The 24359-nt window shown below is 50.6% G+C and carries 21 protein-coding genes; 14 read left to right on the plus strand and 7 right to left on the minus strand.

Annotated features, from left to right (window positions below):
* Nucleotides 1-48: 48 nt before the first annotated feature.
* On the minus strand, nt 49-753 hold the full coding sequence (locus tag QUF18_RS11575; RefSeq protein ID WP_289387260.1) for a TIGR02281 family clan AA aspartic protease: 705 nt from the start codon (nt 751-753) through the stop codon (nt 49-51).
* A gap of 180 nt (nt 754-933) precedes the next feature.
* Here QUF18_RS11575 and cobT point away from each other — a divergent pair, with 180 nt between their 5' ends.
* Nucleotides 934-1959 (plus strand): nicotinate-nucleotide--dimethylbenzimidazole phosphoribosyltransferase, encoded by a 1026-nt coding sequence (gene cobT, locus QUF18_RS11580; RefSeq protein WP_289387261.1) that lies wholly within the window; start codon nt 934-936, stop codon nt 1957-1959.
* A 356-nt stretch (nt 1960-2315) separates the two neighbouring features.
* Here cobT and QUF18_RS11585 read toward each other — a convergent pair whose 3' ends face one another.
* From QUF18_RS11585 to QUF18_RS11595, 3 genes are all read right to left on the minus strand, one after another.
* A complete protein-coding gene (locus QUF18_RS11585; RefSeq protein WP_289387262.1) occupies nt 2316-2795 on the minus strand; it encodes an Lrp/AsnC family transcriptional regulator in 480 nt (159 codons plus the stop codon).
* A 121-nt stretch (nt 2796-2916) separates the two neighbouring features.
* Nucleotides 2917-3603, minus strand: coding sequence for a uracil-DNA glycosylase family protein (locus QUF18_RS11590; RefSeq protein WP_434547419.1), 687 nt, complete (start codon nt 3601-3603; stop codon nt 2917-2919).
* Entirely contained in the window at nt 3578-4264 is a 687-nt protein-coding gene (locus QUF18_RS11595; RefSeq protein ID WP_289387265.1) for a thermonuclease family protein, read from the minus strand. Before QUF18_RS11595 ends, QUF18_RS11590 begins: the two co-directional genes overlap by 26 nt.
* A gap of 648 nt (nt 4265-4912) precedes the next feature.
* Between QUF18_RS11595 and QUF18_RS11600 the strand changes: the two genes are divergently transcribed.
* Nucleotides 4913-5671 carry a tetratricopeptide repeat protein gene (locus QUF18_RS11600; protein WP_289387531.1) on the plus strand — a complete coding sequence of 253 codons (759 nt, stop codon included), beginning with the start codon at nt 4913-4915 and terminating at the stop codon, nt 5669-5671.
* A gap of 138 nt (nt 5672-5809) precedes the next feature.
* Here the strand turns inward: QUF18_RS11600 and xth are convergent, their stop codons facing one another.
* Entirely contained in the window at nt 5810-6589 is a 780-nt protein-coding gene (gene xth, locus QUF18_RS11605) for an exodeoxyribonuclease III (protein ID WP_289387266.1), read from the minus strand.
* Between the two features lie 82 nt (nt 6590-6671).
* Nucleotides 6672-6998: an iron-sulfur cluster insertion protein ErpA gene (gene erpA / locus QUF18_RS11610; RefSeq protein WP_289387267.1), complete on the minus strand. Its 327-nt coding sequence runs from the start codon at nt 6996-6998 to the stop codon at nt 6672-6674.
* Between the two features lie 281 nt (nt 6999-7279).
* Between erpA and QUF18_RS11615 the strand changes: the two genes are divergently transcribed.
* From QUF18_RS11615 to QUF18_RS11670, 12 genes are all read left to right on the plus strand, one after another.
* Entirely contained in the window at nt 7280-8476 is a 1197-nt protein-coding gene (locus QUF18_RS11615) for a deoxyguanosinetriphosphate triphosphohydrolase (protein WP_289387268.1), read from the plus strand.
* Nucleotides 8477-8604: 128 nt separating this feature from the next.
* Nucleotides 8605-10362 (plus strand): arginine--tRNA ligase, encoded by a 1758-nt coding sequence (gene argS, locus QUF18_RS11620; protein WP_289387269.1) that lies wholly within the window; start codon nt 8605-8607, stop codon nt 10360-10362.
* 188 nt (nt 10363-10550) lie between these two features.
* Nucleotides 10551-13883: an SPOR domain-containing protein gene (locus QUF18_RS11625; RefSeq protein ID WP_289387270.1), complete on the plus strand. Its 3333-nt coding sequence runs from the start codon at nt 10551-10553 to the stop codon at nt 13881-13883.
* Between the two features lie 161 nt (nt 13884-14044).
* On the plus strand, nt 14045-15070 hold the full coding sequence (gene nagZ, locus QUF18_RS11630) for a beta-N-acetylhexosaminidase (RefSeq protein ID WP_289387271.1): 1026 nt from the start codon (nt 14045-14047) through the stop codon (nt 15068-15070).
* Between the two features lie 84 nt (nt 15071-15154).
* Nucleotides 15155-16000, plus strand: a complete 846-nt coding sequence (locus QUF18_RS11635; RefSeq protein WP_374806738.1) for a segregation and condensation protein A — start codon at nt 15155-15157, stop codon at nt 15998-16000.
* Nucleotides 16001-16023: 23 nt separating this feature from the next.
* A complete protein-coding gene (gene scpB, locus QUF18_RS11640) occupies nt 16024-16725 on the plus strand; it encodes an SMC-Scp complex subunit ScpB (RefSeq protein WP_289387534.1) in 702 nt (233 codons plus the stop codon).
* Between the two features lie 277 nt (nt 16726-17002).
* Complete coding sequence (locus QUF18_RS11645) at nt 17003-17227, plus strand: twin-arginine translocase TatA/TatE family subunit (protein WP_289387272.1); 225 nt, start codon at nt 17003-17005, stop codon at nt 17225-17227.
* A gap of 106 nt (nt 17228-17333) precedes the next feature.
* Nucleotides 17334-17957 carry a Sec-independent protein translocase protein TatB gene (gene tatB / locus QUF18_RS11650; RefSeq protein WP_289387273.1) on the plus strand — a complete coding sequence of 208 codons (624 nt, stop codon included), beginning with the start codon at nt 17334-17336 and terminating at the stop codon, nt 17955-17957.
* Nucleotides 17954-18790 carry a twin-arginine translocase subunit TatC gene (gene tatC, locus QUF18_RS11655; RefSeq protein WP_289387274.1) on the plus strand — a complete coding sequence of 279 codons (837 nt, stop codon included), beginning with the start codon at nt 17954-17956 and terminating at the stop codon, nt 18788-18790. Before tatB ends, tatC begins: the two co-directional genes overlap by 4 nt.
* Nucleotides 18791-19049: 259 nt before the next feature.
* Nucleotides 19050-20330 (plus strand): serine--tRNA ligase, encoded by a 1281-nt coding sequence (gene serS / locus QUF18_RS11660; RefSeq protein WP_289387275.1) that lies wholly within the window; start codon nt 19050-19052, stop codon nt 20328-20330.
* Between the two features lie 238 nt (nt 20331-20568).
* A complete protein-coding gene (locus QUF18_RS11665) occupies nt 20569-21246 on the plus strand; it encodes a protein-L-isoaspartate(D-aspartate) O-methyltransferase (protein ID WP_289387276.1) in 678 nt (225 codons plus the stop codon).
* Nucleotides 21247-21568: 322 nt separating this feature from the next.
* Nucleotides 21569-22984 (plus strand): LysM peptidoglycan-binding domain-containing protein, encoded by a 1416-nt coding sequence (locus tag QUF18_RS11670; protein WP_374806620.1) that lies wholly within the window; start codon nt 21569-21571, stop codon nt 22982-22984.
* Between the two features lie 220 nt (nt 22985-23204).
* On the opposite strand, the gene QUF18_RS11675 is transcribed toward QUF18_RS11670, so the two are convergent.
* Nucleotides 23205-24071 (minus strand): ATP-binding protein, encoded by an 867-nt coding sequence (locus QUF18_RS11675; RefSeq protein ID WP_289387278.1) that lies wholly within the window; start codon nt 24069-24071, stop codon nt 23205-23207.
* Between the last annotated feature and the right edge of the window lie 288 nt (nt 24072-24359).

Below are 24359 nucleotides of genomic sequence, written 5' to 3' on the forward strand. Positions count from 1 at the left end.
TGTGTCGTTTCAGGCGGACATACTCATTATGGGCGAATCTGTCCAGTTTTAGTCGGTCAGGATCAGTTGATCTCGTTGCACACTATAGGCGCTCAGGCTGTTCATGAAGTTCATCCCCAGCAAACTGCCGCTGAGCTGCCCCTCCTGCGAGACCAGAGCCCGCAAATCATAGCGGACGATATTGCCGATTTTTATTTCCTGCAAAGGCACCGTCGCAGCCATAGTACGGCCATTGGCAGTACTGACCGGAACCGTATATTTGAGATTGCTGGTATCAATGCCAACTCTCTGCGCATCGGCCTGCGTCAGCACGATGGTTGAGGCACCGGTATCGACCATGAAGTTGACGCGCTGGTCATTGACCAGAGCATTAACCTCAAAATGTCCATTTGCAGACTGGCTGATGCTGACAATCTCCGAGCCATCTGCATTGTTACTGCTGATGGCAGTGCCGGGTATCAGACCGGCAGTGACGCGGTTAGCGATGTTTTTCAGCTCATATTGATATTGATAGCCGGTGACGAGGCCGAGAATAATCACTGCCCAGATCGCAATATTGCGCATGACGTGATTGAGCGGGATGCCGGAGCCAAGCAGACCGGCCGCCACAACAACGCCGAAAATGCTCATATAGGCCGCATCGGCAAAATCATCATTGGCAAGGCCAAGCGTGGTGCCGCTCTCATCATTGATGATCAGCACAAGTATAAGAACAGCAATTGCCGCGATAACCAGCCAGAATAAACGGTTCATATAATCAGTGTTCCTGAAACTGTCAGATAATTGTACCAAACGATTTTATGCACTCTATATGGAGGCTTTAGGCTACGGGCACAATAATTTCATTTTTCAGCACTTTGAAAAACTGTGAGCAGGGCGTATAGCAGGCACAAATGAATTTCCCCCAATACGGTTAATGACGGATTTAATAACGTGAGTAACAGCGGACTGCCATTTGATGATTTTCGTGAACTGATCAGCCAGCTTCCGTCGCAAAGCGAATTTGCCAGTGAAGCGGTTCGCGATCGTGAAGCGCGTTTGAGCAAGCCTGTCGGCTCGTTGGGACGTCTGGAAGAGATCGCAGAATGGCTGGCTGCATGGAGCGGTAAAGCCAAGCCGCAGATTATGCGCCCGCTGGTTGCGATTTTTGCCGGTAACCATGGTGTGCTGGCACAGGGCGTAAGCTCGCAGCCGCAATCGCTGACGATGGATATGGTCAATAATTTTGCTGCCGGTGGTGCTGCAATTAACCAGATTTGCATTACCAATGATCTGGGCTTGAAGGTTTTTGATCTCGCGCTTGAGCATCCTACAGAAGACATTACTATGAGTGCGGCCATGGATGAGCGCACTTGTGCCGCCACAATGGCTTTCGGCATGGAAGCGATTGCCGGTGGTACGGATCTACTCTGCATTGGTGAAATGGGCGTTGGCAATACAACAATTGCTGCTGCGATGTCTCTGGCGCTGTTTGGCGGACAGGCTGAGGACTGGGTTTCACTAGCTGCCGGTGAAGATGCAAGCATTTTGTCTGCTAAAATCGCTGCCGTGAAAAAAGCTGTTGCCCTCAATGAAGGTAACTTACGTGATCCGCTGGAAGTGCTGCGTCGTCTGGGTGGCCGTGAACTGGCTGCAATCACCGGTGCTATTCTGGCCGCACGTGCTGAGAAAATTCCGGTACTGATTGATGGTTATGTCGCCAGTGCCGCCGCTGCAATTCTACTGGCGATGAATGGTGAAGCTCTGGATCATTGCCTGTTCTCCCATGTTTCTGCGGAGCAGGGCCATCGCCTGTTGCTGGAGAAAATGGGCAAAGCCCCATTGCTTGATCTGAATATCAGCCTCGGCTCCGGCGTTGGTGCAGCACTTGCGGCAGGTCTGGTTAAAACCGCCGCTCAATGCCATATCGCAATGGCAACTGCCGAAGATGCCGGCATGAATGGGCGCAGCGTTTCTTAAAAGAGCTTACACTCAGAAAAACGAAAATCCGGCAGCGTCAGCGAGCCGGATTTTTTGTATTGGCTATATGTTTTATCATTCAAAGTGAAAATTAAATCGCAAATACTGCAATTAATTGCGGTTGTGCGCTGCGCTGGTGTTTTTATGATGTGACCATAGTGAGAGACGGAGCATTTTAAAGACAGGCGGCAATTTTACTGAAAGTTATATTTGCTGAAGCAACAGCCGGAGGGGTATATTTTACGCTGGTATATCCGCGATCATTTTACAATTCATATTAGGGTATGTTTTATGTCGCCTGTAGCATGAATGGCACTATCCTTAACCGTGAAGGATAGTGCCATTTGCTGTCATTGTTAGTTGCCGTCTTTATCGAGGATCATATAATCCAGCGGCAATTCTGTGGTATATTTGATCTGTTCCATCGCGAAAGATGAGGACACATTGCGGATTTCGATCTTGCTGATTAGGCGTTTATAAAACGCATCATAAGCACCAATATCCGGCACAACCACGCGCAGCAGATAATCAATATCACCGCTCATGCGGTAGAATTCTACGACTTCCGGAAATTCCTGAACGACCTCAGCAAAGCGTTTCAGCCATTCATGACTGTGCGAACTGGTGCGAACAGAAACAAAGACTGTGACGCGCGCATTAATCCGAACCGGATCAAGCACAGCAACACGGCGTTTGATGATGCCGTCTTCTTCCAGCTTCTGAATACGGCGCCAGCACGGGGTGGTGGAAAGACCAACTTTTTTAGCAATATCTGCTACTGCCAGCGTTGCATCTTCCTGCAACAGACGGAGAATTTTTCTGTCTAGCCTGTCCATTTTGCCTCACAATCAGCGCCAAATGCGGTGTTTTTAAAACTGTATACCTTATGAAGGAGTGCAGCAGTAAACGCGAAGAATATAATACTCGTCATAAGGTTAAAGTTAGAAAATATTTCTACTAGGTCAATAGCTGCCGGATTTTTTGACGAAGCACCGGCAAAAGCTCGTTTTCAAACCACGGATTACGGTTCAACCAGCCGCTATTGCGCCATGACGGATGCGGCAATGGCAGGACTGCGGGGCCTTCATTCTGATTGCTCTCAATATAGCGCCGCCAGTTCATGACTGTCTCAGTCATATTGAGTGGTTTTTTCTGCGCCTGCAAATAATCTTGGTAGGTCGGATTGCGGTTGAGGTGGTAGGTCTGGGCATGACTGCCAATGGCGATAATCAACTCGAGCTGTGGCATCAGTGCAAAAAGCTGGTCATGCCATGTCAGGCGGCACTCGCGCCGTGGCGGCAGGTCGCCGCCATGTTTGTCGTAGCCTGGAAAGCAGAACCCCATCGGAATAATGGCAAAGCGCTCAGTGTCGTAAAATTCCTCGGAGCTAACATCGAGCCATTGGCGTAGCCGTGTGCCGGAGGGGTCATTAAACGGAATGCCGGTCTTATGCACACGAATGCCCGGAGCCTGACCGCAAATGGCAATTCTGGCCGTAGCAGAAGATATACAGACAGGATTAGGCTCATGATCCAGCTTTTTGCCATTGAGCGGCTGATCACGACAGATCGTACATTTGTCTATTCGCTGCTGAAGCAGTTGAAGTTCTGCTGTCATATTACCTTTGGCTCTGGTTACGGTCATTATAACGGGGCTGATTGTTTTTACGCCATTTGGCCGGTCGTTCAAAATTACCTGCCCACAGGCCGCGTTTATTTTTACGGGCATCAGCTTCTTCCCGCTGGTAGAGACCATAAGAAACAGCCCAGCCTTGTGCAACCATAGTACGGTTCAGATCAATGTCTCCGGCTTTGCAGTAAGCGAGAATGCGTTTGTACTGGTCGCGCCCTTCAGAGGTGCAGGTAACTGTTTGCCCGCCGATCAACTTGCGTAATTCTGCCGTGGCATAATCTCCACAGGCATAGGCTTTACCGTTCAGATCGCAGCTTTGTGCGGATTCCGGCGTATCCATGCCTTTGAAACGAATACGTTGTCCCTGTATGGCAATGGTGTCGCCATCATAAATATGCAGGCTGCTGCCGCGCCCGCTTAATTGTGCAGGGGCGGGCTGGGTGCGATTAGTGGCTGAGCTTTCAGGTCTGAAGGGACTGTCCGGTGAAAGCAGGCCAGGCCAGTCGGGCATAAATGTTTGCAATGCTGCATAAATGCCAAGCAGCAGTAATGCTGCCGCAATGCCGGAGCGGCGCAAAAAGGAATAGGGCGTGCGCTGCGGCCTGCGATATTGGCGGCGCGGTGTCCGTGGTCTGTAAGGCTGAGGTCTGCGACCGGATGTTGGTGGTTTCATGCGGCGACTATAAAGCGCTCTGCTTTGAAGAAAAGAGACTTATCAGAAGAGACGGCTGAATATTTCAAACCAGATGCCGGAAAGGAAAGAATCGGTTTTGAAGAGTGATTCTTCGCAAAATCCCAATTTGTAGGGAAAGTGGCATTTATAATTATTTACTTAACTATAATTCGCAACGTGCTGGCAACTATGGCGTGCTGAAAGCGCTTTTAGCGTGGGATTCAAGGGGGTGAACTTATATATACGTACAAATTTGTGTTGTTTTGGTAACAGTATTTATCTTTCACACGAGGTATGGTTGAGCAGACGGACTTGGCCTATTTCCCGCCATAAATGCGGGGCACCGATAGACAGCAGACAAAGTTCAGTCGTAGCAGAGTGATAAACAATCTTTGTTTTTTATTGAGGTCGGTAATTGCATAACAGTCGTTTTTATCAAAGAAATCCGCAGCTTAAGGAGCAGTTCTGTACTGTTGCTGCAATTGCGGAACAGATTGAAACAACTTTGCTGAGCCGATCTGCTGCACGGGTCGTAATCTTGCCTGAAAAACGGGCTAATTTTTCTCATCTCGTTAACTTGTCTTTAACCAAACTTGTTTTGGCGAATGATAATGAAAGAATGCTGTCGTGATCGGGTCGTTTAAGAAAATCGCTTATTCTGTCTGTGGTGCTGGTGTTGCGCTCACTGTTGTGTGCAGCAGCGCATTCGCTTTCGATATTCCGGATAATGCGGACAAGAAAAGCAATCCGTTTGAAGTTTTCAAATTCGGTGTGTCTGCCTTCAAAAGCGGCCATAAAGATGAAGCCGTGAAAGCTCTGCGCTATGCAGCAGATCAGGGGCATCCGGGTGCAAACTGGAAACTCGCGAGCATGTATGCTCAGGGTGACGGCGTTCCGGAAGATGATTACGAAGCCTATAAGATTTTCGAAAAGATCGTTCACGAAGGTGCAGAGCCTGGTTCAGAGAATGAATCTTATGTTGCCGGTGCGCTGGTTCAGCTTGCCCGCTACATGAAGCGTGGTATTCCTGACTCCCCTGTGAATTCTAATCCGGATATGGCGCGCGATCTTTATACGCAGGCCGCATCTAATTTCGGTGATCCGACTGCGCAGTTTGAATTGGGCGCGATGTTGCTCAAGGGAGATGGCGTGGAAAAGAATACCACACAGGCCGCACGCTGGTTCCGCCTGTCTGCCAATAAAGGCAATGCCAATGCGCAGGCCATGCTCGGCAATATGTTGTTTCAGGCCGGTAAGACCGTTCGCGGACTGGCGATGCTGACCTCAGCGTTTGAGCGCTGCTCCGATAAGGATTGCGATTGGATTCGCTCTATGCAGGAGCAAGCATTCTCTGTCGCCGGTGAAGCAGATCGCCGCAATGCCATTGCTCTGATTGGCCAGCATTAAGAAATTGCTGGCAATGTCTTAGGAGAGAAAGCGAGTGCTATCTCTCAAGCGCAAAGACCCATTTTGCCATGATGTGTTTTAGCAAAATGATTCAAGTTAAAGTGCTATAAGCTTATAATCTTTGAGATAATTTTATTTTCAGCAGGCGAGCTGAATAACAACCGGCACATGGTCTGACGGTTTGTCCCATCCGCGTGTATGTTTCTCGATTTCCGCACCTTCAAGCATATTGGCTGCTTCCGGCGACAACATCAGATGGTCAATGCGGATGCCGTTGTTCTTTGGCCATGCACCTGCCTGATAATCCCAGAACGAGAACATTTGTTCGTCGCTGACATTGCGGATCGCATCGTAAAAGCCGAGATTAGCAAGACGACGAAATGCCTGTTTGCTCTGGGGCAGAAACAATGCATCATTCACCCAGTTTTCCGGATGTTTGGCATCAATCGGCTGCGGGATGATATTATAGTCACCGGCAAGCACCAGTGGCTCTTCCAGTTCCAGACGCTCTTTCGCCCAATCTTCCAGACGCTGCATCCAGCCAAGCTTATACGGGTATTTTTCTGTATCTACCGGATTGCCGTTTGGCAGATAGAGCGAAACCACGCGGATCACGCCTTTGTCTGTGGTGAAGACAGCTTCGATAAAACGCGACTGCTCATCACTGTCATCGCCCGGCAAACCGCGATTAACCTCAACCGGTGAAACCTTGGAAAGAATAGCAACGCCGTTGAAGCCTTTCTGGCCGTGGGTTTCCACATGATAGCCGAGTGCTTCAATTTCCAGTCGCGGGAACAGGTCGTCTACGGATTTGATTTCCTGAAGGCAGGCAACATCCGGCTGACATTCCTGCAACCAATGCAGCAGATTTTCGATACGTGCTTTGACGCCATTAATATTCCACGTAGCAATTTTCAAAGCCGTATCCCCGTATTGATTTGGTATAAAAAAGCTGCCGCAGTGCAGATCGTGCGGCAGTTATATAATGAGCAGAAGCCGGTCAGATAGCGAAGCTGACGCCGCATCCGCAGGAGGAGGTCACATTCGGATTGTTGATCTGAAAGGATTGTCCCATCAGGTCGTCGATAAAATCAATGATTGATCCGTCAATATAAGGCACGGAAATACTGTCGATCAGCACTTTGGCGCCGTCTTTTTCGATAATCAGATCATCGTCATTGGTGTCATCGACGAGATCAAACTTGTAAGAAAAACCGGAGCAACCGCCGCCTTCAACGGAAATACGCAAGGCCGATTTATCGGCTTGCTTCTGCAGGATTTTGACAATGCGCTTTGCAGCGGCATCGGATACGGAAATGTCCGTCATAATGGTCACCTTAAAATCTTGGGCGGTTCAAATTCCGCACAGGATATGTTTTGATAGACCCTTAATATAGGTCAGAGGCGCTGAGGGTGCAATCACCCGATACAGCCATCGACGCTAAAGTTTTATCATGCGCAGCGGATCAGACCTGTTATTTAGCGTCGTAATTGTGATAATGCAGTATGGTGTATTGATTGCGGAAGACATGAACTGCCTTTCGCTGGAATACTGATTTTTAGTGATGAAGCATCGATTGATAATACTCGGTAATAACAGGAAAAATAATGGACACTATCGGTTTCGGTTATCGTGAACGCGCTCCTTATGCATGCGATCCGGCGCAAACGCGCGGACGCCTTGTGCATGAGACCGAGAGCCGAACACGCACGCCTTATCAGCGTGACCGTGATCGTATTATCCATTCTACCGCTTTCCGACGATTAAAGCACAAAACACAGGTGTTTATCGCGCATGAAGGCGACCATTACCGCACAAGGCTGACTCATACGATTGAGGTGGCGCAGATTGCCCGTGCTTTGGCGCGCGCATTGCGGCTGGATGAAGATCTGGCCGAAGCGGTAGCGCTTGTGCATGATTTCGGCCATACGCCGTTTGGTCATACGGGCGAAGACGCGCTGAATGAGAAAATGGCGGACTATGGCGGCTTTGATCATAATGCGCAGTCGCTGCGTATCGTGACTCTGCTTGAAAAACGCTATGCGGAATTTGACGGGCTTAATCTGTCATGGGAGACGCTGGAAGGGCTGGTCAAACATAACGGCCCTCTGTCAGGCCCTTATTCAGACGGCGAGCCGGTGCCGGGATCAATTCTCAAATATAATGAGCGTTTTGATCTCGAGCTTTCCGGTTTTGCCAGTCTTGAGGCGCAATGCGCGGCGATTGCCGATGACATTGCCTATAATGCTCATGATATTGATGATGGTTTGCGCTCCGGTTTGCTCACGTTGGAGCAACTCGAAGAGGTGCCGCTGACGGGGAGTATTCTTCAGGAAGTACAGCGCCTCTATCCGAAACTTGATCCGGTGCGTCGCGGCCATGAGCTGATGCGCAGGCAGATTACACGGATGGTGGAAGATGTGATTTCCCATGCGCAAGAGCAGATCAAGAAATTTAATCCGCAAAGCGTGGATGATGTGCGTGCGGCCAGTGAGATGATGGTTGGCTTTTCGCCGGATATGGCTGTTGCCGAGAAAACCCTCAAAAAGTTTCTCTACCAAAATCTCTATTTTAACGCGCAGGTCGTGCCGATCCGCAAAAATGCAGATCAGGTCGTGAAAGACCTGTTTGATCGCTATATGGCCGATCCTGATGCGATGCCTGCCGATTGGCGGGCAGGTGTTGCCGGCAATGAAACATCGGCCTTTGCGCGTCAGATTGCGGATTTTCTCGCTGGTATGACTGATAATTATGCCGTGCGTGAACACCGACGATTGTTTGACCATACGCCCGACTTGGCTTAAACGGGCTGCAAAACTGCCATTTCTGACTGTGTGATTTGCTAAGTGCTATGCTTTTCAAACGCGCGACGTTCAATTGATTGAATGTGAATTGCGGCTTGCTCCGCATTTATGTTCCGACAGGACAGATTATGAATATCTTTGCTGATTTCGATGTTAAAATTAAAAAGACACTGCAAGATCTTGGATTAAAAGATAAAGACGGCGGTGAACTGGATGTCTCCCGTGTTGGCGTTGAGCCACCGCGCGATGCGACGCATGGTGATATTTCCACCAATGCTGCCATGGTGCTTTCCAAGGCTGTCGGCGCTAATCCGCGTGAACTGGCTGTAAAAATTGCCGAAGCGCTGCAGGGCGATGCCGATGTTGCATCTGTTGATGTGGCTGGACCCGGCTTTATTAACCTGCGTTTGAATGATGATTACTGGCAGCGTCAGCTCGGTGTGATGCTGGCTGCAGGCACTAATTACGGTCGTTCCAAAATGGGCGGCGAGCGCAAGGTCAATGTGGAATATGTCTCCGCTAACCCGACCGGTCCGATGCATGTCGGTCATTGCCGTGGCGCGGTTGTCGGCGATGTGCTGGCCAATCTGCTGAGCTTTGCCGGTTATGATGTGACCAAGGAATATTATATCAATGATGCCGGTGCGCAGATTGATGTTGTCGCCAAATCTGTGATGCTGCGCTACCGCGAAGCGCTGGGTGAAGATATTGGTGAAATTCCTGCCGGTCTCTATCCGGGTGATTATCTGGTGCCGCTTGGTCAGGAACTGGCCAAGGAGTTTGGTTCATCTCTGCTGGAGAAGCCGGAAGACGAAGTTCTGCCGCTGGTGAAAGAACGTGCGATTGATGCCATGATGGCGCTGATCCGCGATGATCTGGCCTCGCTCAATGTGCATCATGACCTGTTCTTCTCCGAGCGCAGCCTGCATGCAGATCATGCCAAGCTGATCCGTACCGCGATTAATGATCTGACGCTGAAGGGGCACGTTTATAAGGGCAAACTGCCACCGCCAAAAGGCCAGCTGCCGGACGATTGGGAAGATCGTGAGCAGACTTTGCTGCGCTCGACAGAAGTCGGCGATGATATGGATCGTGCGCTGGTTAAATCTGACGGCAGCTTCACTTATTTTGCCGCTGACGTTGCTTATTTCAAAAACAAGTTCGACCGTGGCTTTGAGGAAATGATCTATGTGCTCGGTGCGGATCATGGCGGCTATATCAAACGTCTGGAAGCTGTGGCCAAGGCTGTTGCCGAAGGAAAGGCTGAGCTGACAGTGCTGATCTGCCAAATGGTCAAGCTGTTCCGTGATGGTGAGCCGGTGCGTATGTCCAAGCGTTCAGGCCAGTTCATTACGCTGCGTGATGTGGTGGATGAGGTTGGCTCCGATGCAGTGCGTTTCATGATGCTTTACCGCAAAAATGATGCGTCGCTGGATTTCGACTTTGCCAAGGTCACAGAGCAGTCCAAAGACAATCCGGTCTTCTACGTGCAATATGCTTCTGCGCGTGCGAACTCGGTTTTCCGTCAGGCCAAAGAACAGCTTGGTCTGGAAACAATCGAGCGTGAAGAGGCTGCCAAACACCTGTCATTGCTCACCGATGAGAGCGAAGTGGCGCTGGTGCGTAAGCTCGCTGAATACCCGCGCCTCATTGAAACTGCGGCTATCCATCAGGAGCCGCACAGGCTCGCATTTTACCTCTATGACCTCGCCAGCGCGTTCCATTCTCAGTGGAATCGTGGCTCTGACAACGCGGACTTACGTTTTATTAAGGTTAACGATACAAACTTGTCACTTGCCAGGTTAGGGCTTGTGCAGGTTGTTTCTGATGTCTTGGTATCCGGATTGTCGATTATCGGCGCGGACGCTCCGACAGAAATGCGCTGAACAGGGTGAGGGCGGTTTAAATATCGCCCCCGAATATTCAGGGAAAGACCGGCACGAATGGCGCATTTGCTGCGTTTTCGTGCCGTTTTTGCAGGAAACTACTGTCAATTTTTGCCCACATTGCCTTGCTATATTGCAATGATAAGGGAGACGTCGGCGGGCGCTCCAGTTGAAATTAGGAAAACGCCATGACTGACAGTAGCGTGACGGGCCGCAATCAGAATCACAGTGATGTTCGCGACGAATCGGCGCGGGATAATGATCCGCTGTTTGAATTGTCGCGCATTTTTGGCTTTGATGAACCGGCAGAACAAAAAAATATTTATACACCGCAGGCTGAACCGGAATTGTCTTCCGAAATGAGCCTTGAGCGGGAATTGATGGCAGGTTTTGACGCTGACTTTGCAACAGACTTTGCTGCAGAGCCCGAGCCTTTGGCGAGTAATTACCAGCCTGAGCCTTTGGCGAGTAGCTATCGACCAGAGCCAGCGGCGAGTAATTACCAACCAGAGCCAGTGGTGAGCAGCTATCAGCCTATGCAGCAGGATTATCGTCCCGCTGCACCGGCCGCCAGTGAGAGTCGTTCTGCACAGCGTGTTGTCGAGCCGCATTTTAGCGGCTATGCGCCTTTGCAGCGTGCCTATGCGCCGCAGGCACCTGCTGATAGTTTTGTTGACCAGCAACCGGCCGCTGAGCCGGAAGCAACGCAATATTATGCAGAGCCGGACTATGCACAAGCTACCCCTGCGGCTTCGCAGGATTCCTATTATTCAGCTTATTCCGATCTGCCGCAGGCACCGGCATTCTCTGAGCCGGTTCAGGATGATTATTTCACCTCGCTGGATAACGCTCTGAACGAGAGCTTTACTGATGAGCCTGCACCGCAGCCGCTTGCAGATACATCTGCTTTCGACCTGTCGGAAATTGGCCGTGAGCCGCAGCACGAGTTTATTGCACCGTCCTACAGTGATGCTTTTGCACAAAGTAAAGCCTTTAGCGAGGCTGCGCAGCCGGCAGCTGCCAGCTTTGAAGACGAGTTGTCGTTCTTGTTGCAGGATGCTGCTCCCGTTGCTGCACCGGTGCAGCCTGTAGCGCCGCGCTATGAGGAACCTGTTTATACTCAGGCACCAAGTGCCTATCAACCGGCTGCTTATAGTGAGCCGGTTATTCCGCAGACCGATTTTGCTCCGCTTTTTGACGCGCCTGCACCGGACGTTGCACCTGTTGTGACACGCTTTGATGAGCAGGAAACTGCTGTAGAGAGCAATTATGCAACCGCACCAGCCGCTGATTTTGACCAGATTGATGATGAGTTTTTTGCTGCACCCGATCTGAGCCATCTGCCGAACCGCACATCTGCACCACAATCCAATTGGGATGCGGAGCAAGCGGATGATGGTGCCGTGAACTCCTTTGCGGATTTGTTTGGTGCCAGCTCTCAGCCTGATACAGCTGTGCAGACTGAGACTGACAATAGCTATCAGCCGGAGCAGGCTGTTTCCTATGAGGAGCAGCAAAGCGAGAGCTTCGATTTTGCGGATGATTTTTACAGTGTAGAAGAAACCAATACTGTAGCAGAACAGGCTTACGCGCCTGAACCGGTTGCTCTGCTGTCACATAATGCTGTGCGCGGTTACTCTTCCTACACATTCGGTGCGGCAACGCCAGCTGCTGCCGGTACGGAAAGTGTCGTCGGCCAGTATCATACACCTGAATCAACCTATGATGCAGCGCCTGTTGCAGCAGTGCCGGTTGTGTCTGCACCAGCTTATGAGGAACCTGCCGCGGCAGATAATTTCTTCAATAATGATGATTTTGATTTCTCATTTGATGAGGATATTCAGCCGGAGAATGATTTCTCTGTCGCTGAAGAAGAGCTGACATTTGAACTGCCGGAAGAACCTGAAGTTCCTGCCTATGAGCCGGTTCAGTCGTCTGCGCGCAAGTCCTATACACCGGCTCCGGATATCGAAACTGTTGTCGTCTCCGAAAATAAAGTTGAGCAAACGCAATCATTGGATTTGCCTGAAGTCAGCTATGGTGATGATGCCAAGGCAACGGGACTGAATAGTCTCGAATCTGAATTTGCTGAAATTTTCAGCACGATCAGTGTCAATGAAGCTGCCGCGCCGGATACAACCAGTGAGGCTGATAAGGCGTTTGAGAATATTCTGCAGGATAATTTTGCAGAATTTCATGCTGCCAAAAAAGCTGAACCACAACAGCCTGAAGCCGATCATGGTTACGGCACTTTGGCAGGCGCAGCAGCCGGTCTGGCCGGTGCTGCTGTTGCAGGTACGGCAATGCGCGGTTCTGCACCGCAGGCGCGTACAGACGCTGCTGGCAATGCCACGCAGGATGATTATTATAATCATTGGGCTGCGCAAGGTGCGCAGAACAATGATTTTGATACCTATAATCTGAACGAGAATTTTGCTCGTGACGAAGAAGAATATGCCGAAGTGCGCCCGCACGAAAAAGCGCAGCAGCGTAAGCCGCTGTTCTGGGCAGGTGTTGCCGCAGCAGCTCTGATCGTTGTGGGCGGCGGTTATTATATGCTCAAATCCGGCGGTGTTGTTGGTGGCGAGCCTGAAGTGCTGCGCGCTGATAGCCAGCCTGTTAAAATGCAGCCGGAAAATCCGGGTGGCGCAATTGTTCCTAATCAGGACAAGGCCGTCTACGATCAGGTTTCCGGTACAAAACCTGCCGCACCGGAACAGAAAACACTGATTAATACCGAAGAAGAGCCGGTTGATGTTGGTCTTCTCGCCGGACAGGATGTGGAAGAAGATCGTCTGATGGCTGAAGAGGCCACCAATAACGGTAATTCTGCACCGGCAGCTGCTAAACCTTCGGCTCAGGAAGCTGAACGTGAACTCGTCACGCCGCGTACTGTGCGCACGATGGTTGTGCGTGCAGATGGTACAATTGTCCCAAGTGAAGCACCAGCTGCACCGAGTAAACCTGCTCCGACCGATACCGGTCTTGATGAGGCTTCGCGCCTGATCAGCCAGAGTGCAGTTCCTGAGCGTCTGGGTACAGATAAACCGGCAGCATCAACACAAAGTGCTGCAGCGCCGCGTGTTGTGCAGACACAGACCTTCACCGCTTCCGGTGAGCAGGTTAAACCAACTGCGGCACCTGTGGTGCCGTCCCGTCCTGCTGAACAGCCAGTCAATGTTGTCGGTAATGTTGAGCGTCCTGCCCAAAACCAGAATCAGGCGCTTCAGCAGGTTGCCAATGCCAATGTACCGGCAGCCAATACTGCGGCTCCGGCAGGCACATGGTTCATTCAGGTGGCCTCGCAGCCAAGTGCAGAACTGGCACAGAAAAACTACGCCAACCTGACCACGCGCTACGGAAATATTATTGGTGGCAAGGGTGTGGATATTAAAAAAGCAGATATTCCGGGCAAAGGCACCTATTACCGTGTCCGTATTCCGGGCGGTTCAAAAGCTGAAGCCGCTGCGCTCTGCGATCGTCTGAAATCAGCCGGTGGCAGCTGCTTCCCGACGCTCTGATTTGATAAAAATGGTAAATGCTTATGAAATGCGCTGTGTATGGTCAAAATACGCAGCGCATTTTCTCTTTATGGGTTATGCAGAGAGCATTATTGAATTTGTTACAGTATCGCGGGCATCGAACTGCGAAATGTTTGAAAAAGGCGAGGAGCATTGCCGCAATGACATTTAAAGCCATGATTACCGGTTTCGAAGGTACAATGCTGACCGAAGCCGAGCAGGAACTGTTCCGCCGTATTCGCCCTTGGGGCTTTATTCTGTTTGCCCGCAATGTGGAAAGTCTGGAACAATTGCGCGCGCTGACCACGCAAATCCGCGAAGTCACCGGTCGCGATGAAACCCTGATTTTCATCGATCAGGAAGGCGGTCGTGTACAGCGTCTGCGTCCGCCACTGGTGCCGAATTATCCGTCTGCATCGCAGATTGGTGCGCTTTATAATCAGGATGAAGAGCAGGGTATGCGCGCTGCATGGTTGCTCGGTCGCCTCCATGCGTTTGACCTGATGAGCGTTGGCATTAATGCCAATTGCCTGCCAGTGCTGGATGTACCGGTAGAGGGCTCTCATGAGGTGATCGGATCGCGTGCCTATTCTCATGATCCGGAAATCGTTGCCGTATTGGGCAATGCCACAGCAGAAGGCCTGATGGCCGGTGGTGTGTTGCCGGTAATGAAACATATGCCTGGGCATGGTCGCGCTTTTGCCGATAGCCATAAAGAATTGCCGAGCGTTGATGCACCTTTGAGCGAACTCTGCGCTCGCGATTTCGTGCCGTTCTGCCAGCTGGATGATCTGCCAGCAGCGATGACCGCGCATATTGTTTATAAAGCGCTTGATCCGGAACGTCCCGCAACACTGTCGCCGGTTGTGATCAATTGCGTCATCCGCGATATGCTGGACTATGATGGTCTGTTGATGAGCGATGATATTTCGATGAAGGCGCTATCCGGCGATTTGGCTGATATTGCCCGTGATATTATTGAAGCCGGTTGCGATGTGGTTCTGCATTGCAGTGGCGTGCTGGAAGAAACCATTGCGGTTGCTGCAGCGATTCCTGAATTGAAAGATGAAAGCCTGCGCCGTGCAGAACTGGCAGAAGTCTTTGCAGGGGAAGCTGATCTCAGTAATGAGGCCGCAATTCGTGCTGAATTCAATGCGTTTTTTCCTGCAGAAGTTGCAACGGCTTAAACGATAAACAGGCAATAAAATATTGGTTGGGCGATGAGTAGTGATACTGCAAAAAATACCGGCACGCAGGCACCAAAGGCAGATATGCCGATGGATGATCTGTGGCAGGCAGAAGCAGCATTGATCATCCCGCCTGATAGTGCGGAAGATCTGACCCTGCATGTGGATGTGCAGGGGTTTGAAGGTCCGATGGATTTGCTGCTGCATCTGGCGCGCAACCAGAAGGTCGATCTGACACAGATTTCTGTGCTGGCTTTGGCTGAGCAATATCTGAAATTCATTGAGCTGGCGCGCGATCGCAAGCTGGAATTGGCTGCTGACTATCTGGTGATGGCGGCATGGCTGGCTTATCTCAAATCCCGTCTGCTGATTCCGAAAGTTAAAGACGAGGATGGCGAGACCGGTGAGCAACTGGCTTCTGTTTTGCAATTCCGTTTGAAACGCCTCGAGGCGATGCGCGATGCGGCAGGCACGCTGGTTAATCGTGATCGGTTGGGGCGCGATGTTTTTGCCCGCGGCATGCCGGAAACAGTGCTGGTGGAAAAGACTAGTCTTTACAGCGGATCACTTTATGATTTGCTGACAGCCTATGCATCACAGCGGCAAAGACAGGCTGTCTCTCATGTGCAGATTGCCAAACGAACAGTCTGGTCACTGAAAGAAGCGCGTGTGTTGCTGGTGCGTATGGTCGGCGAATTACAGGACTGGGTGGCGCTGGATGCCTTTTTGCTGGATTATATTGCGCGGCCTGAAGATCGGGCGAGTGCAATAGCCAGTTCCTTCGCCGCCAGTCTGGAACTGGTGCGAGAAGGGAAAATGCAATTGCGCCAGAATGCTGCTTTTGAGCCGATTTTTGTTCGTGCTGCTGAGCGCAAGACAAGCGAAACCAAATCAGATGATGCAAGTAGTGAAACCAAGGATGAAGCGTGACTGAGAATTCTACTGATTCCGCAATCGGCGAAGATGGTGACGTTGTTGCTCTGCCAGCGCGTGAAGCCTTGGGCGATGTCGTGCGGATGGTGGAGGCGATTATATTTGCATCCTCCGAGCCGGTAACTGAGAAAATGCTGCTTGAGCGTCTGCCGGTTGAGGTAGACCTGCTGCCGGTGCTGAAATTGTTGCAGGGCGAATATCGTCTGCGCGGTGTTAATTTGGTCAAATCCGGTGATGGCTGGGCATTTCGTACCGCCTCGGACCTAAGCTTTTTGATGAGCCGCGATCAGGTGAAACAGAAGAAACTGTCCCGCGCAGCGCTCGAAGTGCTGGCAATCATTGCTTATCATCAGCCTGTCACCCGTGCTGAAATGGAAGATATTCGCGGTGTGGAGACATCCAAAGGCACATTGGATGTGCTGATGGAAACAGGTTGGGTGAAGCTGCGCGGACGCAGACGCACGCCGGGTCGTCCGGTGACCTATGGGACGACCGATAATTTTCTCGATCATTTTGGTCTTGGAGAGATTCGCGATCTTCCGGGCATGGATGAATTGCGCGGAGCAGGGTTGCTCTCGGCTCGTTTGCCGTCGAATTTCTCTGTGCCGATGCCGAGCGTGCGTCCTGATGAGCTACTTGCTGATGAAGATCCGCTGACTGCCGGTGATATTGAAGAACTGGGGCTGTTTATGCCCAAAGTAGAAGATGACGAGAGTAATTAGGGCTTTGATTGCCGCATAAACTGTTAAAATCGTCATAATTCTGTGTTTGTAAACTTCTAAGCAGCGGCGGCATTTATGGTGCGGACAGGCCGTGACAAGGCATCTGCTGGTTGTTTCTGCGCATATTGGATACTTATTTTTGTGACTATGCTGTAGAACAAAGAGAAAATTTGCCAGTTCTGTTTGAACAATGCTGTGTTTGCGCTTAAATAGAGACTGAATTTGGATAATCCTGCTCCGGTATTAATGATCCGAGAGAGCATTTAGGGGATATGAGATGGGTAGTTTTTCGATCTGGCACTGGCTTATTGTTCTGGCAGTAGTGCTGCTGCTGTTTGGCCGTGGTAAAATCCCTGAACTGATGGGCGATGTGGCCAAGGGCATCAAAAACTTCAAGCAGGGCATGAATGAACCTGAAGAAACCGATGTTGCTTCTTCCAATACGATCGACAACGAGACCGGTGAACAGGTCAAACCGACTAAAAAAACGACTAAATCGTAATTACGGATCATTCTGCCGGATTGCACCGTGATGCGGTGCAATTGATTTTCAGCCAAAGTTCACAAGGCTTTGGCTGAAGGCGGACAGATGATGAAATGGAACGCCGATGTTAGATATAGGCTGGTCGGAGCTTCTGGTAATTGCGGTTGTTATGATCGTTGTTGTCGGCCCGAAGGATCTTCCGAAAATGTTGCGTGCCTTTGGTAAGGCCACAGCAAAACTGCGTGCTACAGCAAGCGAGTTTCGCACACATTTCGATGATGCTATGCGCGAAGCGGAGCTGGATGAGGTCAAAAAGACCATTGACGGCGTTAAGCAATATGACCCGCGCAAAACGGTAACGGATATTTTTGAACCGGTGCGTTCAGCCGGTGACGACCTGCGCGCCAGCCTGAATAATGCATCGCCTAAGCCGGATGAAACACCGGCTGTTCCGATGGATAGTCCGCTCGATCTTTCAGATATGAAAGAGGAACAGGCAAAAGCTGCACCCGTTGCAGCTGAACCGGCGAAAAAAGCGGCTAAGCCAAGGGCGAAAAAGGCAATAACAGAACCATCCGCAGAGCCAGTTGTGAAACCTGCCGCTAAGCCAGCGCCTAAGAAAACGACACCTAAGAAAGCGGCCGCTGTAATGCCTGCGGAAGCTAAGACAGCAGCGCCTAAGAAAGCTGCAACGCCGCGCGCTAAGCCTGCGGCCAAAACCACGAAAAAGACAGGAACTGAGCAGTGAGCAGTGATCAGGATGAAATAGACCAGAGCTCTGCACCATTGCTTGAGCATCTGATTGAGCTGCGCCGTCGCCTGATCTGGTCGATCGTGGCCTTTTTTCTTGCCTTTGTATTGTGTTTTGCTTTCGCTAAACATCTCTTCAATATGCTGGTTCTGCCTTATCAATGGGCGCTGGACTGGGCAGGAATGGATCGCAGCAAAGCCGCATTGATCTACACCGCACCGCAGGAGTTCTTTTTCACGCAGGTGAAAGTGGCGATGTTTGGCGGTTTGGTTCTTGCCTTTCCGATGATCGCTGCGCAGATTTACAAGTTTGTGGCGCCTGGTCTTTATAAGCATGAACGCATGGCGTTTTTGCCGTTTCTGATTGCTTCACCATTGCTGTTTTTGCTGGGTGGCGCTCTGGTTTATTTCTTCTTCACGCCGATGGTGATGTGGTTCTTCCTCGCCATGCAGCAATCCGGTGTCGATGGTGAAGTGCAGATTTCACTGTTGCCGAAGGTTTCGGAATATCTCAGCCTGATTATGACGCTGATCTTCGCTTTTGGTCTGGTTTTCCAGTTGCCGGTCATCACATCGCTGATGGCAAAGGTCGGGCTGGTAACAGCGCAGGGGCTGCGGGATAAACGCAAATATGCGATTGTGATTGCCTTTGTTGTGGCAGCCGTACTGACGCCGCCTGATCCGGCGAGCCAGATCGGTCTTGCTATACCGGCGATCCTGCTCTACGAAATTTCGATCTGGCTGGCACAGATGATTGAGAAAAAACGTACACAGGCGGAAATTCTCAACAGTCTTACGCCGGAAGATGACAGTGAGCAGAAATCCTCCTGATTTTGATTATATAATCAGAGACTAGAGCGCCGTGTGCCAGACTTGGCACACAAAGGTCGCTCTAACACTTTAAAATTAGAGCATAATTTTTCTTTAAACTGATTCAAGTTTAAGGAATTATGCTCTAAAGGCAGCATAAGTGCTGCCTTTTCACGCATCACGCTGCGCGTAAATTTTATCGTGGCTGTGATATAAGATGGTGTCGTAATCGCGAATTGTGATTGCGGTGAATTGAAACCTATAAATAACGGTACTTCCAATGCTGGACATTAAATGGATACGCGAAAACCCTGAAGCTCTTGATGCTGCCCTTAATAAGCGCGGAGCCTCTGCTGTGTCCTCCGATGTGTTGGCGCTGGATGAAGCCCGCCGTCAGCATATTGCGAAGGTGCAGGAAGCGCAGGAGCGTCGCAACGCCGCGTCGAAAGAAATCGGCAAGGCGATGGCTGAAAAAGATATGGCGACTGCTGAGCGCATTAAAGCAGAAGTTGCCGAGCTGAAAACCTTTCTCATGGAAGCTGAAGAAGAAGAACGTCGTCTCGACAAAGCGCTGAATGATGTTCTCTCAGGTCTGCCGAATGTGCCTTATGACAGCGTTCCTGTTGGCAAAGACGAGAATGATAATGTCGAAACACGCCGTGTCGGCAATATCCGTAATTACGGTTTTGCGCCAAAAGAACATTTTGAACTGGGCGAAGCGCTCGGTCTGATGGATTTTGAACGGGCAACACGCATGTCCGGTTCGCGCTTCACCGTGCTGAAAGGCGGGCTGGCACGTCTGGAACGTGCGCTTGGCCAATTCATGCTTGATTTGCACACCACGGAACATGGTTATTCTGAAACTATGGTGCCGCTGATGGTGCGCGATGATGCGGTTTATGGCACCGGTCAGTTGCCGAAATTCTCGGAAGACCTGTTCCGCACAACGGATGGCCGCTGGCTGATCCCGACCGCAGAGGTGCCGCTCACCAACCTCGTGAATGGTGAGATCGTGGATGCGGCTGAACTGCCGATGCGTGTGACTGCTCTGACACCTTGCTTCCGCTCGGAAGCCGGTTCTGCCGGTCGTGATACACGCGGTATGCTGCGCCAGCACCAGTTCTGGAAAGTGGAAATGGTGTCGGTTACCGATGCTGAAACCTCGGAAGCCGAGCTGGAACGTATGACCGGTTGTGCTGAAGAAGTTCTGAAGCGTCTTGGTCTGCCATTCCGCACCGTTACACTTTGCACCGGTGATATGGGCTTTGGCGCACAGAAAACCTACGATATTGAAGTATGGTTGCCGGGGCAGAATACCTTCCGTGAAATCTCCAGCTGCTCGGTCTGTGGTGATTTTCAGGGACGCCGCATGAATACGCGCTACCGCGCTGCCGGTGAAAAATCGACCCGTTTTGTGCATACACTCAACGGTTCCGGTGTTGCTGTTGGCCGTGCGCTGATTGCAGTGATGGAAAACTATCAGGAAGAAGATGGCAGCATCAGCATTCCTGAGGTTCTGGTGCCTTATATGGGCGGCATGACCCGTATTGAAAAAGCCTGATATTCAGGTCTGAAATAAGAAAATGCCGGAGGCTCAAATCTCCGGCATTTTTTATTGCTGCAAATTATCTCTGAATTTACAATTTTGAACGATGATGCCGTTTAGAGCATAATTCCTTAAACTTGGATCAGTTTAAGGTAAAATTATGCTCTAATTTTAAAGTGTTAGAGCGACCTTTGTGTGCCAAGTCTGGCACACGACGCTCTAATGATGGAAATTGCGGGTCAGAGCTAGAGGCATGAATATTCATATGCAGGCAAATACGGGTAAATATCGCATGAGTGGCAAAGAAGGCTTTGCTTCTTTTGTGTTGCGTATGCGCAGCCGTGGTCTGCATGATCCGCGTTTGTTTGCGGCAATTGAAGCCACGCCACGCCATCACTTTATCAATTCAGCCTATCAGGATTTTGCCTATAGCAACCGTGTATTACCTTTGCCTTGCGGCGAATCAATTGAAGGGCTGGACGATCAGGCACGCTTTCTTTCTGCGCTTTCGATTGAGCCGGGGCATCGGGTGTTGGAAATTGGCACGGGTTCCGGTTTTACTGCCAGTGTCATGGCGCGGCTTGCAGCGCGTGTGACAACGATTGAGCGTTATAAGACGCTGGCAGAGGCTGCGCGTAACCAGTTTCAGGCGCATCAGATTGAAAATATCGTTTGTAAACATGCAGATGGCCGTCATGGTGTTGCCGGTGGCCCTTATGACCGGATTATTGTCTGGCTTGCTTCTGATGCGTTGCCACGACAGTACCTTGACCTGTTGGCGACACATGGGGTGCTTATTGCACCGGTCGGGCAGGGCGATGGCCAGCAGGTTATGTGCCGCATGGCTAAAGTCGGCAGCCGTTTTGAGCGGGAAGATTTGATGACAGTGCGTTATCAGCCGTTCATTGAAGGCTCTGCCGCATTTCTCTGAATTTATTAGAGCGCCGTGTGCCATACCTGGCACACAAAGGCCGCTCTAACACTTTAAAATTAGAGCATAATTTTACCTTAAACTGATTCAAGTTTAAGGGATTATGCTCAAAGTTATTTTTAGCGAAAACATTGTCGTGCCATGATTTCAGTGGCGAATGAGACTTTTATCGTGCGACGCAATGCATGAAATATGTCTGATTTAGCGGATATGGTATCTGTTTCGTGAATCTTTTAATTTTTTTACGGCAATCTTAACCAGCGAGTAACATTAACGCGCTTTAATAAGTCTACTTAGAATTTCGGGTATGGACGGGTTGAATATGCGTAAAACTGTTTTGCATCATACGTCCGAGCGTCTTCTGCGCCATAGCGCGGTCATCCTGCTTGCAGGTTTGGTTGCTGGCTGTAGCGGAGATATGACACGCTTTACGGACGGCCTTACGACTGGATCGACGAATAATCAACGCGCGGTTATGCAGTCACAGAATCAGTCTTATCAGCAGAATAACAATGCGGGTAATTATCCGGTTGCTCCTGCCACGCAGCGTATTGCCTCGGGCAATGTGCAGCGTAATGATTTGCCGCCGGTAGGAGCTGCTGCTCCGATGGCTGCGGCACAGAGCAATGTGCAAAACACGGTTCAGTCCGTGCGTGATCAGGCATCCCAGCAGGTTGCTATGGCTGGCGGCAATATGACCAATGCGGTTACTGCTTCTGCCAGCAGCGCTATGGTGCAGCCGGGTGAAACGCTTTATGGCGTGGCACGTCGTTTGAATGTGTCGCCGAATGAACTGATGGCTGCCAATAATATCACTGATCCGAATATGCTTCGCGCAGGACAGTCTTTGACAGTTCCGGGTGTGAAAGCTGCTGGTGGTGCATTGGTGGCTGCGGCAACGAATGGCGGTACACAGACCCTCGGACAGCTGAAATCAAACGGCACACAGGCCGTTGCTGATGCCAAACTGGCTGCAACCAATAAAGTGAATAATGCTGTTGCTTCTGCGACCGGTGGTTACACCGTACAGAGCGGCGATACGCTCCATGCGATTGCCCAGCGCAATGGCGTGACAGCTGCAGCTCTCAAGCAGGCCAATGGTATGTCTGACGGTACCATTCGCGTCGGCCAGTCACTGGTTATTCCTGTTTCTGCTCCGGCTGCGGCAACGCAGGTTGCTGCTGTGGCGAAGCCGGTACAGGCTGCCGTTGATACGACTGTTAAAACCGCATCGACACCTCCGGCTGCTGCCAAACAGGTGCCGGATGGCAGCGTGAAGCCTTATACACCGCCGCAGGCGAGCAATAAGGTGATCGAAGAAGCCGAGCAGGATGTTGCTATGGCACCATCCGCAACCGGCATTTCGCAGATGCGCTGGCCGGTGCGCGGTAAGGTTCTGACTAGCTTTGGTCAGCGTGACGGCGGTGTGGTGAATGATGGTATCGACATTATGGTACCGGAAGGCACAGCGGTTAAAGCAGCTGAAAACGGCGTGGTTATCTATGCCGGTGATGGTCTGAAGGAATTTGGTCAGACAGTTCTGGTGCGTCATGAAAACGGTCTGGTTACGGTCTATGGCCATAACAGCAAGATCAATGTTGCACGCGGTCAGAAAGTCCGTCGCGGCGAAGAAATTGCCCGCTCAGGTATGAGTGGTAATGCCAAGTCGCCGAAGCTGCATTTCGAAGTGCGTAAGAATTCAACGCCGGTTAATCCGTCGAAATATCTGGAAACCTGATTTTCAGAGCATATTACAAGTTAGTAAAAAGCCCGCTGTATGATGCAGCGGGTTTTTTTGTTCTAGAGCGTGTTGCGTTTAATTGTACCTACTGCGCTCGCTCTAGATTCTTTTAATTGTCGCATGTTCGCGAACGTTAAATGAATCCATTTAACTGCGACATGCTTTAGAGCGCCGTGTGCCAGACTTGGCACACAAAGGTCGCTCTAATATTTAAAAACTACGCTTTGAGAGAAATGCCGAGCCTGCCTGCCAGATCCTGCACATATTGCCAGGCAACACGGCCTGAACGATTGCCGCGTGTGGTTGACCACTCCAGTGCTTCAGCATGAAGTTTTTCAATGGGATAGTTGAAGCCGTAATGCGCGGCATAGCCGTCAACCATCGCCAGATAATCGCTCTGATTGCATTTATGGAAGCCAAGCCAAAGACCAAAACGATCGGAAAGTGAGACTTTTTCTTCTGTTGCTTCAGACGGATTAATGGCGCTTGAGCGTTCATTATCAATCATGTCGCGTGGCATCAGATGGCGGCGGTTGGATGTCGCGTAAAAGATCACATTTTCCGGACGGCCTTCAACGCCGCCTTCAAGCGCTGCTTTGAGCGATTTGTAGGATGTGTCGTCATGGTCGAAGGACAGATCATCGCAGAAAAGAATGAAGCGATAGTCACTGTCTTTGATGAGGTTCATCAGAGCTGGCAGACTGTCAATATCCTCGCGGTGAATTTCAACCAGTTTCAGCGGTTTTGCTGTGGTTTTATTGACGGATGACTGGGCAGCTTTGACCAATGATGATTTGCCCATACCACGTGCGCCCCAGAGCAGCACATTATTGGCAGGCAGACCACGGGCAAAACGCTCGGTATTATCAACCAGTTGATCGCGGACATGATCCACGCCATGAATAAGGCCGAGATCAATGCGGTTGACCTTATGCACCGGCGACAGCTCTAAACGGGATGGATCCCAGACAAAAGTGTCCGCACTCTCAGCTTGCAGCGGCTTTGGTGTTGGTGGCGCCATACGCTCCAAAACAGCCAGCAGCTGGTCCAGTTTTGCGCTCAGTATTTGCTCAGTCGTGTTCATTTTTATGCCTGTATTTTCTATCCGGAGCATTCTTGTATTCTGTCGGATGAGGGCGGCAGGATGCAAGAATGCTCGGATATGTTCCCAAAAATGTTTGTCCGTTACGGATGATGCAACTGTAGCAAGATTATTTTCTTTGAATAGTACCCACGGGTACGGTTGCGAAAAAATATCTTATTTTGCTCGTGAATATTGGCCGTCGCGAAAAAAATGCTGGCCGGACTGGTAAAGTGGGTCGGGAATTTGCATCTATGGTTGCATAACGGCGTATAACCGTTGTAATGCGCA

Source organism: Pseudochrobactrum kiredjianiae, from assembly GCF_030362795.1.
Lineage (GTDB): Bacteria > Pseudomonadota > Alphaproteobacteria > Rhizobiales > Rhizobiaceae > Pseudochrobactrum > Pseudochrobactrum kiredjianiae.